Here is a 16,060-nt window from a genome sequence, read left to right as displayed (position 1 = left end):
GAATAGGCGTTTCCGAAGCGGGGGGCCGACAGTCGAGGGCAGTGCGGGCGGATGCGGCGGTCCGGGATTTTCAGTGAACCGCCAGGTGGTCGCCGATGTCCTCGCGGACGATCTCGCCGCAGAACTCACAGCGCACGCCGTCGTCGACGACGCCGAAGGCCGACTCCACGGGCTCGTCGGCGTTCGTGATGCAGTTGTGGTTCGGGCAGGTGAGCAGCCCGACGACGCGCTCGGGGCGCTCGACGCGTTTTTTCTCGACGACCTCGAACTCCCGGACGATGTTGACCGTCGCCTCCGGCGCGAGCAACGAGAGCACGTCGACCTCGCCCTGGCTCAGCTCGCGGCCCTCCACCTTCACCACGTCCTTCGTCCCGAGCTTGTCCGAAGGGACGTTCATCCCGATCGACACCCCGATCCCCTCGTCGCCGCCGATGCCGAGGATCGCGAGCACGTTCAGCGCCTGCCCGCCGGTGATGTGATCGATGACGGTTCCGTCCCGGATCTTCGAGATGCGAAGCTCCCGGTCGGGGGCGTCGCTCATCGCGAGTCACCTCCGTCAGTCGCAGCAGCAGCGCCGGCGTCGCCATCGCCCAGCAGCTCGTCCAACAGCGCCATCCGCACGGGGACGCCGTTGTGCGCCTGCGCGAAGTAGGCGGCGTGGTCGGTCGCGTCCACGTCGGGGGCGATCTCGTCGACCCGCGGCAGCGGGTGCATCACCGTGAGGTCGTCGCGGGCGCGCTCCAGCGTCCCGGCGTCGATCTGGTACTGCCCGGCGACCTGCTGGTACTCGTTCTCGTCGGGGAACCGCTCGCGCTGGATCCGGGTGACGTACAGCACGTCCAGCTCCGCGAGCACCTCGTCGAGATCGGTGTGTTCCCTGAGCTGGGCGCCGGCGTCGTGGAGGTCGAACCGGACGCCTCGGGGGAGCCGTAGCGACTCGGGGCTGACGAAGTGCATTCGCGCGTCGAAGTTGGTGAGCGCCGACGCCAGCGAGTGGACCGTCCGCCCGTACTTCAGGTCGCCCATGATCCCGACGGTGAGGTCGTCGAGTCCCGCCCGCTCGCGCATCGTGTACAGGTCGAGCAGGGTCTGGCTCGGGTGCTGCCCCGCGCCGTCGCCGGCGTTGATGACGGGCACGTCGACGAACTGGGAGGCCAGTTTCGCGGCGCCCTCACTCGGGTGTCTGAGGACGATCCCGTCGGCGTACCCCTCGATGACGCGGACGGTGTCGGCCAGCGACTCCCCCTTCTTCACCGACGACGACTCCACGGAGCCCATGTCGACGGTGTCGCCGCCGATGCGCTTCATCGCGGTGTCGAACGACATCTTCGTGCGCGTGCTCGGCTCGAAGAAGCACAGCGCGAGCAGGCGGTCGGCGTGGCGCCCGCCGACGGCCCCCGGGTCGTCGGCGAGGTCGGCCGCGCGGTCCAGGACGGCCTCGATGTCCTCCCGGGTGAGCTGGCCCGCCGAGAGGAGGTGGTCGTGTCGCATCATCGAATACGCCGTCGCCGGTTCCCTTCAATCGCTCGGCTCGGAGATCCGCCCGCAGTCTGTCGATTTTGCACAGGTGTGCACCCCGGCGGGGACGCGGTTTCGAGATTCGAAACGGCGGGTGCCGAATGCGACCCGCCTCGGTGCGGTCGGTCCGCGGTCACGGCGACGGATCGCCGTGCGTCGAGGTCGTGCCGCGCCGAACCCGCTCGACGTCGCCGCCGCAGACGGTGCACGTCGACCGCTCGGCCGGGAAGACGCGTTCACACGCGGTACACTCGTAGTGGTACGGGTCGACAGGTCGAACCCGGTCCACCGCCGCCGTGAGTCGATCAACCAGGGTCATCGGTTCACCCCGGTTGGAGCGTCGACGCTCGGGTCCGAAGACGGTTCCGACAGGACTGTTGTTCGATGCATGTCGGTAGGATCCACCGAAGCGCGCGGCCGGCGATCGTGTCGTCACCCCGGGATCGATGACCCATCGTGGCGCGACGGTCAGTCTTCCGCCTCAAACTCCGACCCCTCGGTCTCGAAGTCGCTCTGCTCGACCCCCGCGACGTCGAGGTCCTCCGCGTGCTCGCGGTAGACGTCACAGTGCTCCTCGTGGTGGAAGTGGAACCGACCGTTGCAGACGTCGGCCTTCATGGGGCTGACGAACTCCTCGGCGATCGCGCAGTACGCGCGTCGGTTGTCGAACGTCCGGCCGTCGCCCTCGCGGCGGTACTCGAGGTGAGGACACATCCCGTCGTCGCGCTCGCCGGGAGACACCGCGGCCGACGCGGAGTGGCGGTCCCCGGCCAGTTGTCGCTCGTCGATGTCGAGTAGCTTCCTGGTCTCCTCGGGCGTCGCGATGTCGCGGTCGAGGGCGTCGATGAGGTCGACCGTCTCGGCGAGCAGTTCGGCGCTGCTCTCCGCGGGCGTTCCCCGCCCCATGTAGAGGTTGTCCTCCATCCCGACCCGGACGTGGCCGCCGAGCAGGACCGACAGCGTGGTGAGCGGGCGCTGATGCCGCCCGGTCGCGAGGAGGTTGAACTCGGCGTCGTCGGGGAGCGACCGCACCGTCTCGAGGACGGTCCCCGGTCGCGGCGGCGAGAAGTTCGCGCCGCCGAAGACGAGGTTGACGAAGTACGGCGGGTCGATGAGGTCGTCCTCCGCGAGGCGCGTGACCTCGGCCAACTGGCCGTTGTTGAACACCTCCAGTTCGGGCGTGATGTTGCGCCGGCGCATCTCCACCGCGAGGGTGTCGATGTTGTGGCGGGTGTGGTCGGTGATGATGTGGCGACCGCGCTTGAACGGACCCAGATCCAGCGACGCCATCTCGGGCGGCGGGTCGGTCCGGATCCCCTCGATGCGCTCGCGGAGCGGCCCCTGGCCGCCGGTCGTATGCTGGACGATGATGTCGTCACAGCGCTCCCCGATCGCTTCCGTGACCGCCTGAAGGCGTCGCGCGTCGTTCTCACCGTGGGGGTCGCGTCCGTGGACGTGCACGATCGAGGCCCCGAGTTTCTCACAGGCTCGGGCGTCCCGTGCGATCTCTTCGGGGTGTTCCGGGAGGTTCGGGTTCGCCTCCTTTCCGTGGACGCCGCCTGTCAGGGCGGCAGTGAGGATCACCTTCTTTCCGTCGAGGTAGTCGCGGTAAGTCATCTCTACTGAGCGGTCTGTCGTGCGAGTGAGTCGTCCATGCTGATTCAGGTCGTGTCCCGTTCGGCGAAGCTCAGGGCCCAGTTGCGCGGGTCACACAGCGACACGTCGTGCAGAGTCCACGGGTCGTCGTCGTCCTCGTGCAGCGAACGGACACACAGGACCGAGTCGGTCGACGACCCGGCCGACAGCGGGAGCGTGTCGTCCCGGCGGAAGCCGTAGGCGGTCGCGACGTCCGCGGGGAACGCCCGGGTCGGCGCCGACACCACGTCCGAGGCGCTCGCGTCGGCGATCACCGCTTCGGTGCAGGCCGCGAGCCCGCGTTTCCAGTCACGGCAGCCGCTCATCGGGGCTAGGTCGGCGATCTGGGTCATCATGACGCCCTCCCCGTTCGTGCGCGTTCTGGCGATGACGGCCGCGAGCGTCTCGCCGCCCTGGGAGGCGATGTAGGTGGTTCGCTGCCACTCGGGGCTCGCGAAGCGCCACCTGTAGAACGCCTCGTCGCGGTCGGCGGTGATGCCAGGGAGGACGGGCCGCCGTGCGAGGTGAGCGAGTTCGCCGACCGCGACGCCCGCAACGCGGCGGACGCTCACGTCGTCGGTGTCCCACCCGTCGCCGGTCGAGAGCTGGAGGTACCCCGACATGAGGAGGTCGGCGCCGCGCGTGATCCCCGAGGCGCTCCACTCGCCGAGGTATTCGTCGAGGAAGGCGCCGGGATGGCGGACCCGGTGGTACGTCCTGCATCGGTCGAGCGCGCGAAAGCCCAGGCGCAGGTATCCGGAGCGGGACGCCTCGTTCGGTTGGTTGAACACGAAGTCGACGTCGCCGTCGGCGTAGTAGTCGAGCGAGCGCCGCGTCATCGTCGTGAACAGCCCCCGGCCGCGGTGGTCCGGGTGGACCATGGTGTCGACCGTCAACAGCGCCAGCGCCGGCTCGGTTCCGACCCGCATCCGGAACGCGAAGTACGGCCTGGCGCCGACGACGCGGCCGCCCGCCTCCGCCACGAACATCGGCACGTGGTCGAGATAGGGGTTCTCCTCGAACCGCCACCGAACCCACTCCTCGCTCCGTCGCTCGTCCCACGTCGCCTCGAAGAGATCGAGGAAGTCACCCACGTCGCCCGGCTCGTAGGGGCGGAACGTGTACGAGCGACCCTCACGGATCTCGGTTTCCGTCGCCATGTCGGCGTGTGTTTCCCGGCGAATCTCTTTGTTTGTGAGAACGTACCGACGCTGCCCGCCGATTACTTTCGGACGGTCGACGCTCCGTTCTCGTCGCCCGTCTCGGGCGGGGCGACACGTGTGGGTAGGCTCACCCGATCGCTGCCCGCCGCAGGATATCCTGCCCGTACTCGACGGGTCCGGATCGACGAACCGACCGCCGTTCGGCCTCTCCCGCGACGCCGGCGTCCCGAACGTCTCACAGGGACGTGCCCGTCCGGACTGGCTCGGTCGCGGACGGGCTGCTGACGGAGGCGGTCCGTCGATGGTCGAAATCCGTTCTTACCGCTCCGATCGACGGGCGTGTCCCGCGCCGAGCGGTCCGACCCGTGGCCGGTGTCGCGCCCGGTTCAACACACCGGCTTCACGTCGATACCCATCCCCGCCAGCGCGTCGGCGTAGTCGTCGTAGGCTATCTGGATCGCGTACTCGGCGACCATCCGGGCGCGCTCCCAGTCCTCCTCGGTCTCGCAGGCCCCCTCCAACAGGGTCAGCCCGCGCTCCAGTTCCTCCTCGGTCTCCGCCCGGAGGTCCCGAAACAGACCCGCGCGCGCCTCGTCGCCCTCGTTGACGAAGAACGAGACGATCTGGAGGTGCGACCGGTCGCTGACGAGCCCGCGACCGACGGTCCCGGCGGCGACGCGCTCGACCGGGTCCTCGCGGGCGCGGAGGTACTCGTGCATGGTGCCGCCGTCTGCGGGGTCGTGGTCGACGCCCAGATCCGCCAGCGAGTCGAGCACGCGCTCGCGGTGGTCGCGCTCGCGCTCGGCGAGCCACTCGAACAGCTCCGCGGCGGGCTCGCCGTCGCCGTCGGCCGTGCCGTCGTCGGCTGCCTCCCGGTCGATCGGCCCGTCGTCAGCCCACGCCGCGAACGTGGTGTGTGCGGCGTGCTCGGAGTCGGCCGCGGCCCGCAGTACCGCCTCGGGTTCCAGCGTCGCGTCGGTGAGCGCGATGAGCAGCTTGTTCGAGCCGAGTCGCTCCAGCTCGGTCGCCTTCGCCGACTCGATGCGCTCGCGGAAGGCCTCGCCATCCATGATCGATCGGTCGCCGAGCGCGGCGTTAACGTTTCCCCCGCGCGACACGACCGATCCGGTATGGCACACATCGACGCCTCGGAGATCCTGCCCAACGATCACGTCCAACAGATGGCGGCGGAGGGCGCGGTGACACAGCTCCACCGCGGGCACGCATACGCCGACGAGGGCGACACCTTCGAGATCGACGGGACGACGTTCGAGGTGACCGCGATCGAGCGCCGCACGCTCGGCGACCTCACCGACGAGGACGCCCGCGCGGAGGGATCGGAGGACCTGGAGGCGTACAGGGAGCGACTCGAACGCGTCCACGACTCCTTCGAGTGGGACGACGACAGCGAGGTCGTCAGACACGCGTTCGAACCGCGGGAGTGAGCCGACACGATGCGCGATCCCGACCGCGGGATGGGTGACGGCGACACGACCGGCGCCGGCGACCCGGCCGGCGACGACGCCTCGACAGGGGGCGGCGACGGATCCGGCCGTCCCACTGCGCTCGGGCCGCCGGCGGGCGGCGAGATCACACCGGAAGCGCTCGCGCGACGCCTCCGCGCCGGCGACCCGGTATCGGTGCTCGACGTGCGCGACCGACCGGAGTTCGAGGCGTGGCACGTCGGCGGCCGCGCCGTGACCGCCCGTCAGGTCCCCCACGTGAACTTCATTGCGGCCGGGGCCCGCGGGGAGCCGACCGACCCGCTCCCGGAGGACCTGCCCGAGCCGATCGTCGTCGTCTGCGGGCGGGGGGAGGCGAGCGCCGAGGTCGCGCGCGACCTCGCGGACGCCGGGGTCGACGCGGTGAACCTCGCGGGCGGCATGGACGCGTGGGCGGAGACGTACCTCGCGGAGCCGATCGTCCGCGACGACGACGTGACCGTGATCCAGTACCAGCGGCCCTCCTCGGGCTGTCTGGCGCATCTCGTCGTCGCCGACGGCCCCGGCGGACGCGAGGCCGCCGTCGTCGATCCGCTTCGCGCGTTCGCCGATCGGTACGTCGCCGACGCGGACGCTCGCGACGCCTCACTGCGGTACGCGATCGACACGCACGTCCACGCCGACCACGTCAGCGGGGTCCGCGCGGTCCGCGAGGCGACCGACGGCGACGCGGTCGTCGTTCTCCCCGCCGGCGCGACCGAGCGCGGGCTGGGGTTCGACGCGACTCCCCTGTCGGACGGGGACACGCTCGACATCGGCGACGCCGAACTCGACGCGATCCACGCGCCGGGGCACACGACCGAACTGATGTGTCTCCGGCTCCGCCGGCCGGACCGAGCGCACGCGGACATGCTCCTCACGGGTGACGCCCTGTTCCTGCGGAGCGTCGGCCGGCCGGACCTGGAGGCGGGCGACGAGGGCGCCCGCGACCTCGCGGCGACGGCGTACGACACGCTCCACGACCGACTGCTCGCGCTCCCCGTCGACACGCGAATCGCGCCGGGACACTTCGCGGACCTCGCGGACGCCCGCGCGAACGACTACGTCGCGCCGCTGGCGCGGATCGCGGAGCTCGAGGTGTGTGCGCTCGACCGGGCGGCGTTCGTCGACCGGATCGCGGGGGAGCTTCCCCCGCGTCCGGCGAACTTCGAGCGCATCGTCGCGACGAACCTCGGCGCCGAGTCGATGGGCGACGAGGAGGCGTTCGAGGCCGAACTGGGCCCGAACAACTGTGCGGTCGAGTAGCACGCACCCGGAGTCGTTTTCACCCTCGGCGGTGCCGTCGTCCCATGAGCGAACACGAGGTCGTCGAGCGCACCGACGCGCCGCTGACGACCGACGGGCTGCGTGCGGACCTGCGTGAACTGGGCGTGACGCCCGGCGAGACCGCGCTCGTCCACTCGTCGCTGTCGGCGATCGGGTGGGTCGCCGGCGGCGCGCCGACCGTCGTCGACGCGCTGCTGGGGGCGGTGACCGCGCGGGGGACGCTCGCGGTGCCGACCCACTCGACGCAGCTGTCCGACCCCACGAGCTGGGAGAACCCCCCCGTTCCGGACGAGTGGGTCGAGTCGATCAAAGCGGAGGCGGCGCCGTACCGCCCCGATGTGACGCCGACGCGGGGTGTCGGTGCGATCCCGGAGTGTCTGCGCGACTGCCCCGGTGCGCGGCGGAGTCGCCACCCGACCACGTCGTTCGCGGCGTGGGGCGCCGACGCCGAGGCGGTGACCGCGGATCACGCGTACGACTCGCCGATGGGGGAGGAGTCGCCGCTCGCGCGGCTGTACGACCGCGACGCGCTGATCGTCCGGATCGGCGTCGACGCGAACACCTCGCTGCACCTCGCGGAGTACCGCGCCGACTACGGCGGGGAGCCCGAGCGCGACGGCGGTCCGGTGATCGTCGACGGCGAGCGCGAGTGGGTCGAGTTCACCGAGCCGGAGTCGCGCGACGACTTCCGGGCGATCGAGGCCGCCTTCGAGTCCGCTCAGGGTGGCGAGGTATGGCGAGGAACCGTCGGCGACGCCGAGGCCACGGTCTGCCGGATGCGGCCGCTCGTCGACTTCGCCGCCGAGTGGCTGGAGGCGAACCGCTGAGACGGCACTCGTCAGGACACACTCGAGGCTGCCTCCGCCGACCGGAAGCGCATGGACACCCGGACGCCGCACGGGCCGAGGTTCTCGATGACGAGGCCCCCCTCCGCCGGTTCCTCCTCGGAGATACTCGACCCGTCGTCGACCACGTCCACGGTCGTCCACTCAGCCTCGCTGGCGACGGTCTCACGAGACCCTGCTTGCGCCATCGCGAGGCTACGCTTTCGACGCGATCGTGGTCGATCAATCGTCGTCGGCCGCGGCGCCGGCGGACGTCGCGGCGTCGTCCTCGATGCTCGGCGGGTACTTGCCGCGATCGAGCTTCAGATCGGACTGCGCACGGGCCATGCAGGTGAGCGCGTAGTCTTCGGCCTCCTCCTCGGTGAGCGCGCGGGCGACGGCCGCCTGCTGGGCCACCTCGCCCTCGACGATCTCGGCGGTGCACGCCAGACACATCCCGACGCGACAGGAGTACTCCTGTGCGATGCCCTCCTCGATGCAGGCGTTCAGAATGGTCTGCTTGTCGGACACCTCGATCGTCTCGCCGGTGCCGACGAACTCTACGGTGTACTCGGCCATGCAACCAGTGTTCTCGGGTTGTCCCTTCTACGTTTCGCTCCGCGGACTGCCGTCTGACCCTCGCTCGCCCCGCGGTCGGTCGGGACCCTACCGTCCTTCGAACTCCGGCTGGCGCTTCCCGGTAAACGCGGCGACGCCCTCGGCGTGGTCGTGCGTGTCGAAGACGGCAGCCTGCGCACCGGCCTCGTGCTCGATCGCCTCGCCCAAGGTGGCGAACTCCGAGCGCAGCAGGCGCTTGGAGGTCCGCAGCGCGACAGTCGGCCCCGACGCGATCCGATCGATCAGCATCGAGACGCGCGCCTCGAACTCGTCGTCGTCGACGGCGTGGTTCACGACGCCCAACTCCTCGGCTCGCTCGGCGCTCAGCAGTTCCCCGGTGTAGACGAGTTCCTTCGCGACGTTCTCCCCGACGAGCCGCGGGAGGAGGTAGGAGGTGCCGGAGTCGACCGCGAGGCCGACCTCGCGGAAGCCGAAGCCGATCTGGGCGTCCTCGTGGAGCGCGGTCACGTCGCAGGCGATCGCGAGGTTCGCGCCGGCGCCGAACGCGGCGCCGTCCACCTTGGCGACCGTCGGGAACTCGCACTCGTACACCCGTTTGACACAGCGGCCGATCTCTTGGATCACGTGACGGACCGCGTGATCCACCGGCTCGTCGGAGCCCTGCCGCTCCTGCATGGAGTCGATGTCGCCGCCGGCACAGAACGCGGGCCCCTCGCCTTCGACGACGACACAGCGGGCGTCGCCGCCCTCCAGTTCGTCGAGCGCCGCCTCGATGCCGTCGGTCATCGCGACCGACAGCGCGTTTCGTCGGTCGGGGTCGTTCAACACGATGCGTGCGACGCCGTCGTCGCGTTCGAGTCGGACCGTCCCGTCGGAGAACTCGGTTACGGATGCCATACCGGTGCGATGACGCCCCGGGGTTTGGTCGTTTCCCCGTCCGACGCGAGCCACGACGAGGGTGTCGGATCGACAGCGCGTGACTTGCCTCGGTCGACGGCCCGCGGTCGACCGGCTACTCCCCGCGGAGCTCGAACTTCTGGACCTTCCCGGTCGTCGTCCGCGGGAGCTCCTCGACGAACTCGACCTCCCGCGGGTGTTTGTACTCCGCGAGGTTGTCGAGACAGAACTGCCTGATCTCGTCGGGCGTCACGTCAGAGCCGGGCGTGGGAACGATGAACGCCTTCACCGTCTCGCCTCTCCGGTCGTCCGGGATGCCGACGACCGCCGCGTCCGCGACAGCCTCGTGCTCGAAGAGCAACTCCTCGACCTCCCGCGGATAGACGTTGTACCCGGCGGTGTTGATCATGTGTTTCTCGCGGTCGACGATGTAGAAGTAGCCGTCCGCGTCGTGGTAGCCGATGTCTCCGGTGTGGAACCAGCGCTTGCCGCCCGACTCGGTGAACACCTCCTCGTTCGCCTCGGGGCGGTCGTGGTATCCCTTCATCACGTTGGGTCCGCTGACGACGACCTCGCCGGTCACGTCGTCCAGTTCGACCTCGTCCTCGTCGACCGGCCCCTCGTCGACGGGGGCGACCTCCGCGAACTCGTCGTCGACGACCATCGCCGAGACGCCGGGGAGCGTCTTCCCGATCGAGCCGACGCGACGGCCCTTCTCGGGGGTGTTGAAGTGCGTGACCGGGCTGGTCTCGGTGAGGCCGTACCCCTCGTAGATCGTCGCGTCGAACAGCTCCTCGAAGCGGCGCAGCACCTCGACAGGGATGCCGGAGCCGCCGACGCCACACAGGCGGAGCGACGAGAGGTCGCGCTCGGCGGCGTCGGGCTGGTTGATCGCGTCGTTGTACATCGCGGGAACGCCGTGCATCAGCGTCAGCTCCTGCGACTCGATGAGATCGAACGCCTGCTGGGCGTCCCACGCGGGCAGCGGGTAGTACGCCCCGCCGTCGAACAGCGTCGAGTTCATCACGACCGTCATCCCGTAGATGTGGAACAGCGGGAGGACGCCGAGCTGTTTGTCGTCGGTCGTGATCCCGTCCGGGACGAGCGAGGCGGACATCTCGGCGTTCGACGCGAGGTTGTCGTGAGTGAGCAACACGCCCTTCGGGGTCCCGGTCGTCCCCGAGGTGTACGGCTGGCAGGCGATGTCGTCGTCCGCGCGGTCGACCGTCCCGAACGCCGGGTCGCCGCAGAACTCCTCGAAGGAGACGGTCCCCTCGACGGCCTGGCCGATCGTGACGACGGTGTGCACGTCGGTGTCGTCGCGTACCTCCGCGACGTGTTCCGCAAGATCCGGCAGCGTGACGACCACCTCGGCGCCGGAGTCGGCGAGCATGTGCTCGATCTCCCGGGACTTGTACTGCGGGTTCATCGGAACGACGACGCCCCCCGCTCGCAGCGTCCCGTGGAAGCCGATCACGAACTGCGGGAGGTTCGGCAGGTAGATGCCGACGCGCCCGCCGACGTCGATGCCGGCGTCGTCGAGTCCCGACGCGAACGCGCCGGTCTGGCCCCACAGATCCCGATAGCTGATGTCGGTCCCGTCGTACCACACCGCCGTCTCGTCCGGGTGCTCCTCGACCGTCGAACCGACGTTCCTCACGAGGTTTGTCATGCCATCGAACCGGTCGGCCGGTCCCGGCTAAAGTCTTTCCCGGTCGTTCACGAAGGTGGGTGGCGTCGGTACCGTTCGCGTCGGCGCGGGCGACGGGCTCGCGTACGCCCCGGCGGCCGTCCCCGTCTCGCCGGGACGACCGTCGCCTGGGAGTCAGTCGGGACGGGGGGCCGTCACACCGTCGTCGCTGACGCCGGCGGCTGACCGCGATCACCTCTCAGACGACGCCGTCGAACGCGTCGCCCGCGAGTCCCGACCCGGCCGGGACTGTGACCCGCCCGCCCTCGACGGGAGCCGGATCCGCGGCGACGAGATCGGCCGCAAGTAGCCCGCCCGTCGCGAGGCCGTGTGCGCGTTCGCCGCCCCCGGGGAGCGCCGCCGCGACGTGAACCGCCGCCGTCCGCGCGACCGCCGCGTCGATGGTCGTCGTAACGACCGGAACGAGTCCGGCGTGGGCGGCCGCGCGACCCGCCGCGAGCGCCCGGGACGGTCCGCCCAGCGCCATCGGCTTGAGCACGACGGCGTCCGCTCCCCCGGCCGCGATCACCTCGTCGATTCCGTGCCGTGCCAGCGACTCGTCGAGCGCGACCGGGGCGCCGACGCCGCGGAGCGCGGCGTGTCCGGCGAGGTCGCCGGCGGGAAGCGGCTGTTCGACGTACTCGACGAGTCCGTCGAACGCGGCGAGGGCCTCGCGCGCGGGTTCGCGGTCCCAGGCGCCGTTGGCGTCGACCCGGAGCGTGACGGCGTCGCCATCTGTTTCCGGGTCGCCCACGGCGTCGACGACCGCACGGACCCGCTCGATGTCCTCCTCGAGGCCCCGAGCGCCGACTTTCAGCTTCAGCGTTCGGTACCCGGCATCGACCGCCGCCTCCGCGGCGGCGACGGCCTCGTCGACGCCCCCGTCGCCGATGGTCGCGTTCACGGGCACCGACGCCGGCGGCGTGTCGCGGGCCAGCGACGCGGCGACGGAGCGGCCGCCGCGTCGCGCGAACGCGTCCCGATACGCCAGCGTGACCGCGTGGCGCGCCGCGGGCGTCTCCGCCCCCGGCGGGGCGCCCTCGTCGCGTGCGCGTTCGAGCGCCGCACGACACGCCGGCACCGACTCCGTCCACCCCGGCAGCGGTGCCGCCTCGCCGACGCCCGTAGTGCCTCCGAGGTCGACACGGGCGACGATCCCCGCTCTGGTCTCGATGTCGCCGGCGGCCGTCGACAGCGGCGTCGCGAGGTCGAGCGCGAACTCGCGGAGCGCGACGACGCTCACAGCGCCAGCCCGACGGCGAACAGCGCCGCGAACGCGGCGAGCAGTTTCCCGGTGCGTTCCAGCGCCGGATTGAGCGCGTCGCCCGCGGTTTCGGTGAGGACGGTCCTCGTGAGGGGGACGGCCAACAGCAGCGTCGCCATCGGCAGCAACACCGTGATGTCGCCCGTCGACGCTGCGAACACCGGCGGGATCGCGTACGCCATGCCGAGCAGGAGCACGAACTGCGCCCGCGAGAAGCCGTAGCCGAACCGGACCGTGAGGGTGTTCTTGCCGGTTTCGGCGTCCTCCTCCCTGTCCCTGAGGTTGTTGACGACGAGGATGTTCGTCGAGATGGCGGCGATCGGGAGCGCCGCGACGAGCGCGGCGACGGGAACCAACTCCGCGCGCGGGACGAGCGTGAGGAACTCGACGCCCAGCGCGGCGGCCGCCTGCACGTAGTAGGTGCCCGTGACGGCGACGAGCCCGAAGAAGACGAACACGAACACGTCGCCGAGCCCGTGGTACGCCAGCGGGTACGGCCCGCCGGTGTAGGCGACGCCCATCGCCACCGAGACGAGCCCGACGATCAGGATCGGCAGACCCGCGACGGCGACGAGGTACGCCCCCACGAGGATCGCCGCGAGGAAGGTGAGCCACATCGCGCGCTTCACCTCGGCGGGGTCGATGAGGCCGCCGGCGGTCACCCGAGTGAACCCCTCGCGCTCGGCGGTGTCGGCGCCCTTCTCGGCGTCGTAGTAGTCGTTCGCGAAGTTCGTCCCGATCTGGATCAGCGCCGCCCCCACCAGCGCCACGAGCGCCGGCAGGGGCGCGAACACGCCGTCGCGGACGGCCAGCCCGGTCCCGACGAGGACGGGCGCCAGCGCCGCCGGCATCGTCTGCGGGCGCGCGGCGATCACCCACGCCCGGCGTCTGGAGATGTCCGCCTGCCCCGTCTCCGTACTCATTGTCGGAGGCAGGGACCCGCGGGGCATGAAGGGTGGGCTTCCCAGCCGTGCCCCAACCGCCCGTTCACCGCGTCCGTGTCGTCGGCCTCCGGCCGGCAGTATCGTCCGCGGGCGGGACGCGGGTCACGGTCGGGATCGGGTCCGTCGACTCCTCTGCGGGCGGGACGCGAGTCACGGTCGCGATCGGATCGTCTCCGAAATCGGATGTCATACGATACCAAACACCACGAGGACGAGGAAATAGTTGGTGGAGTGAAACGAACACGATCGTTCGCCGCGGCAGAGGGTCCCCGTTCGCCGCCGGTCGTCGGCTTCAGTAATGCCAGGGGAACTGGCTGAAGTCCTGTTCGCGCCCCTCTAAGAACGCGTCCCGGCCCTCCTGCGCCTCCGGCGTCATGTACGCCAGCCGAGTCGCCTCGCCGGCGAACACCTGCTGGCCGACCATCCCGTCGTCGGTCATGTTGAACGCGTACTTCAGCATCCGCATCGCCGTCGGCGACTTGCTCGTCATCTCGTCGGCCCACTCCAGCGCCACGTCCTCCAGTTCCTCGTGGGGGATCGCCTCGTTCGCCATCCCCATGTCGACGGCCTCCTCGGCCGAGTAGGTCTTCCCGCGGAAGAACACCTCCCGCGCCTTCTTCTGGCCGACCTGCTTGGCGAGGTACGCCGAGCCGAAGCCGCCGTCGAAGCTCGCCACGTCCGGATCCGTCTGGAGGAACTTCGCATGTTCCGTGCTGGCGAGTGTGAGGTCGCAGATCACGTGCAGCGAGTGGCCGCCGCCGACCGCCCATCCGGGGACGACGGCGACGACGGGTTTGGGCATGAAGCGAATGAGCCGCTGTACTTCGAGGATGTGGAGTCGACCCGCTTTCGCCTCCCGGACCAGTTCGTCGTCGGACTCGTCGGCCTCGTCGTCGTCGCGGTACTCGTAACCCGACTCGCCCCGGACCGACTGGTCGCCGCCCGAGCAGAACGCCCAGCCGCCGTCCGTGGACGACGGCCCGTTCCCGGTGAGGAGGACGCAGCCGATGTCTGCTCGCTTGCGGGCGTCGTCGAGCGCGGCGTACAGTTCGTCGACGGTGCCGGGGCGGAACGCGTTTCGCTTCTCCGGGCGGTCGAACGCGATCCGGACGGTCGGCGAGTCGACCGCGCGGTGGTAGGTGATGTCGTCGAACGCCTCGCTGCCGTCGACCGGTTCCCATCGCTCGGGGTCGAATATCTCCGAGACGGCGTCGGCGCCGGCGTCGGTCGCCTCGTCCGCGTCGTCGCTGTTGCTCATACCCGAACGCGCGGCCGGAGCCCGCAAAAAGGTGCGCGGTGCGAGCGACGGCGGGTGTCGGCGGACGGCGAGCGACGGCGGGCGTCGACGGACGACGATCGCCCCACAAAACCCATGCGTCGCCGTCGGGATCGCTCGCCCGATGCCCTCCAGACGTGACGCGCTCGGTCTCTGCGGCGGCGCGCTCCTCGGGCTGACCGGCTGTGTCGGTCCCGAGGACGGACGCACAGGGACCGTAGCGACCGACGACGGGACGGACGGTTCGGGCGGTTCAGACGGAGATCCGGGGACCGCAGATCGGGACACTGACTCGCCAGAGCCCCGAACCGGCATCGACGTCGATGGCGGGTCGCTCGCGTGGGAGCGGTCCCTCGGCGACGACCTCGTCTCCGAACCGGCGTTCGTCGATGGGACCGTCGCGGTCGCCGTCGGCACCGACGTGGTCGGCCTCGACGCGGCCACCGGGGAGACCGCGTGGACGTTCGAGACGGCCGTCTCGCTCGACGGCGAGTACAGGTACGGTCGCCCCACCGCCGACCTCCGCGTCCACGACGGAACGCTGTACGCGCTCGTCGGGATCAGCGTCGGCACCGGCGCCCACGACCACGTGCTCCACGCGCTGACGGCCGACGGCGACGAGCGCTGGCGCTTCGGCACCGGCGTCGCCGGCTTCCACTCCCTCCTCGGCTTCGGCGACGGCGCCGTCGTCGTGGGCACCAACGACGACGCGATCAGCGACGAGCCGGACCACGCCGTCTTCGCGATCGAGACGGGCGACGGCTCCTCCCGGTGGACGGCCGAGAGCGGCGACGCGATGGGCGGCACCGTCGCCGACGGCGTCGCGCTCGTGGAGGCGGACACGGCGGTCGACTGCTTCGACCTCGAAACGGGCGAGCGGCGCTTCCGCTCAGAGGCGCCGAACGACGCGCGCGTGACCGCGACGGCCGCGGGCGACGGTCGGGCCGTCCTCGTGTTCGACCGCTACGACCCGGAACCGGATCAGCCGACGACGGCGGCGGTGTCGACGGCCGACGGGAGCGCGGAGTGGGACCTCGCCGGGGAGGTCGTCACCTCGGTGCGGTACCTCGACGACTGCTACGTCGGCGGCGAGCGCGTCGCCCGCCTCGGCCCCGACGGAGCCGAACGCTGGTCGTACGACGGCGGCGGCCTCATCCACGACGTTCCCTTCGACGCGGACGGCCTCTACACGAACCCGGACTCGCGGGTCGTCTCGCTGGACCGCGACTCGGGGACCGAGCGGTGGACCGCCGAGGCGACCGACCTCGCGATCCCCCTGGCCCGCGCCGGCGACGCGGTCGTCTCCTCGGACGGCGACGCACGGACCGTGTTCGCCCACGCTACCGACGACGGGACCGAACTGTGGCGCGCGACGCTTCCCGGCGGCTACCCCCCGGACCCGGCGGCCGGTCCCGACGGCGCGTACGTCGCCACCACCGAGGGCGGCGTCGGGAGGATCGGCTTCTGAAGCGGCCACAGGGTCGCGGGAACCCGCCGGGTCC

15 protein-coding genes and 1 pseudogene are annotated in these 16,060 nt (G+C 70.8%); 4 read left to right on the top strand and 12 right to left on the bottom strand.

All coding sequences use genetic code 11. The annotated features are described in order from the left end of the window. Positions 1-70: 70 nt before the first annotated feature. From pyrI to K6T25_RS11280, 5 genes and pseudogenes are all read right to left on the bottom strand, one after another. Positions 71-541 carry an aspartate carbamoyltransferase regulatory subunit gene (pyrI, locus tag K6T25_RS11300; protein WP_222914148.1) on the bottom strand — a complete coding sequence of 157 codons (471 nt, stop codon included), beginning with the start codon at positions 539-541 and terminating at the stop codon, positions 71-73. Then, on the bottom strand, positions 538-1,491 hold the full coding sequence (gene pyrB, locus K6T25_RS11295) for an aspartate carbamoyltransferase (protein WP_222918015.1): 954 nt from the start codon (positions 1,489-1,491) through the stop codon (positions 538-540). The genes pyrI and pyrB overlap by 4 nt, the downstream gene beginning before the upstream one ends. Before the next feature lie 813 nt (positions 1,492-2,304). Next, positions 2,305-3,135: pseudogene (locus K6T25_RS11290) on the bottom strand (beta-keto acid cleavage family enzyme); the annotation flags it as partial. A 44-nt stretch (positions 3,136-3,179) separates the two neighbouring features. Then, positions 3,180-4,313 (bottom strand): GNAT family N-acetyltransferase, encoded by a 1,134-nt coding sequence (locus K6T25_RS11285; RefSeq protein ID WP_222914146.1) that lies wholly within the window; start codon positions 4,311-4,313, stop codon positions 3,180-3,182. A gap of 389 nt (positions 4,314-4,702) precedes the next feature. Then, complete coding sequence (locus K6T25_RS11280; protein ID WP_222914144.1) at positions 4,703-5,386, bottom strand: ferritin family protein; 684 nt, start codon at positions 5,384-5,386, stop codon at positions 4,703-4,705. A 60-nt stretch (positions 5,387-5,446) separates the two neighbouring features. On the opposite strand from K6T25_RS11280, the gene K6T25_RS11275 reads away from it, so the two are divergent. Genes K6T25_RS11275 through K6T25_RS11265 form a run of 3 tightly spaced genes read left to right on the top strand, consistent with a single transcriptional unit; the run spans position 5,447 to position 7,911 of the window. Next, a complete protein-coding gene (locus K6T25_RS11275) occupies positions 5,447-5,761 on the top strand; it encodes an ASCH domain-containing protein (protein ID WP_222914142.1) in 315 nt (104 codons plus the stop codon). A gap of 9 nt (positions 5,762-5,770) precedes the next feature. Further along, on the top strand, positions 5,771-7,063 hold the full coding sequence (locus K6T25_RS11270; RefSeq protein ID WP_345778220.1) for an MBL fold metallo-hydrolase: 1,293 nt from the start codon (positions 5,771-5,773) through the stop codon (positions 7,061-7,063). A 44-nt stretch (positions 7,064-7,107) separates the two neighbouring features. After that, the gene (locus K6T25_RS11265) at positions 7,108-7,911 is read left to right on the top strand and encodes an AAC(3) family N-acetyltransferase (RefSeq protein WP_222914140.1); all 804 of its coding nucleotides are present in this window, start codon (positions 7,108-7,110) and stop codon (positions 7,909-7,911) included. A gap of 11 nt (positions 7,912-7,922) precedes the next feature. On the opposite strand, the gene K6T25_RS11260 is transcribed toward K6T25_RS11265, so the two are convergent. The 7 genes from K6T25_RS11260 to K6T25_RS11230 all read right to left on the bottom strand — a co-directional run bounded on the left by K6T25_RS11260 (position 7,923) and on the right by K6T25_RS11230 (position 14,540). Beyond that, a complete protein-coding gene (locus tag K6T25_RS11260; RefSeq protein WP_222914138.1) occupies positions 7,923-8,117 on the bottom strand; it encodes a hypothetical protein in 195 nt (64 codons plus the stop codon). 34 nt (positions 8,118-8,151) lie between these two features. Then, the gene (locus tag K6T25_RS11255) at positions 8,152-8,487 is read right to left on the bottom strand and encodes a 2Fe-2S iron-sulfur cluster-binding protein (protein ID WP_222914136.1); all 336 of its coding nucleotides are present in this window, start codon (positions 8,485-8,487) and stop codon (positions 8,152-8,154) included. A gap of 87 nt (positions 8,488-8,574) precedes the next feature. Then, positions 8,575-9,384 carry an enoyl-CoA hydratase/isomerase family protein gene (locus K6T25_RS11250; protein ID WP_222914134.1) on the bottom strand — a complete coding sequence of 270 codons (810 nt, stop codon included), beginning with the start codon at positions 9,382-9,384 and terminating at the stop codon, positions 8,575-8,577. A 115-nt stretch (positions 9,385-9,499) separates the two neighbouring features. Beyond that, a complete protein-coding gene (locus K6T25_RS11245) occupies positions 9,500-11,056 on the bottom strand; it encodes a long-chain-fatty-acid--CoA ligase (protein WP_222914132.1) in 1,557 nt (518 codons plus the stop codon). A gap of 217 nt (positions 11,057-11,273) precedes the next feature. Beyond that, positions 11,274-12,317: a mandelate racemase/muconate lactonizing enzyme family protein gene (locus K6T25_RS11240; protein WP_222914131.1), complete on the bottom strand. Its 1,044-nt coding sequence runs from the start codon at positions 12,315-12,317 to the stop codon at positions 11,274-11,276. After that, positions 12,314-13,261, bottom strand: a complete 948-nt coding sequence (locus K6T25_RS11235; protein ID WP_222914129.1) for a 1,4-dihydroxy-2-naphthoate polyprenyltransferase — start codon at positions 13,259-13,261, stop codon at positions 12,314-12,316. Before K6T25_RS11235 ends, K6T25_RS11240 begins: the two co-directional genes overlap by 4 nt. Positions 13,262-13,574: 313 nt before the next feature. Further along, positions 13,575-14,540, bottom strand: coding sequence for a 1,4-dihydroxy-2-naphthoyl-CoA synthase (locus K6T25_RS11230; protein ID WP_222914126.1), 966 nt, complete (start codon positions 14,538-14,540; stop codon positions 13,575-13,577). A gap of 142 nt (positions 14,541-14,682) precedes the next feature. Between K6T25_RS11230 and K6T25_RS11225 the strand changes: the two genes are divergently transcribed. Further along, entirely contained in the window at positions 14,683-16,026 is a 1,344-nt protein-coding gene (locus K6T25_RS11225) for an outer membrane protein assembly factor BamB family protein (protein ID WP_222914124.1), read from the top strand. The last annotated feature ends 34 nt before the right edge of the window (positions 16,027-16,060 follow it).

The organism is Halobaculum rubrum (assembly GCF_019880225.1).
Classification (GTDB): Archaea; Halobacteriota; Halobacteria; order Halobacteriales; family Haloferacaceae; genus Halobaculum; species Halobaculum rubrum.
Note: the sequence above shows the minus strand (reverse complement) of the source record. Positions and strands in the feature narration are given on the sequence as shown.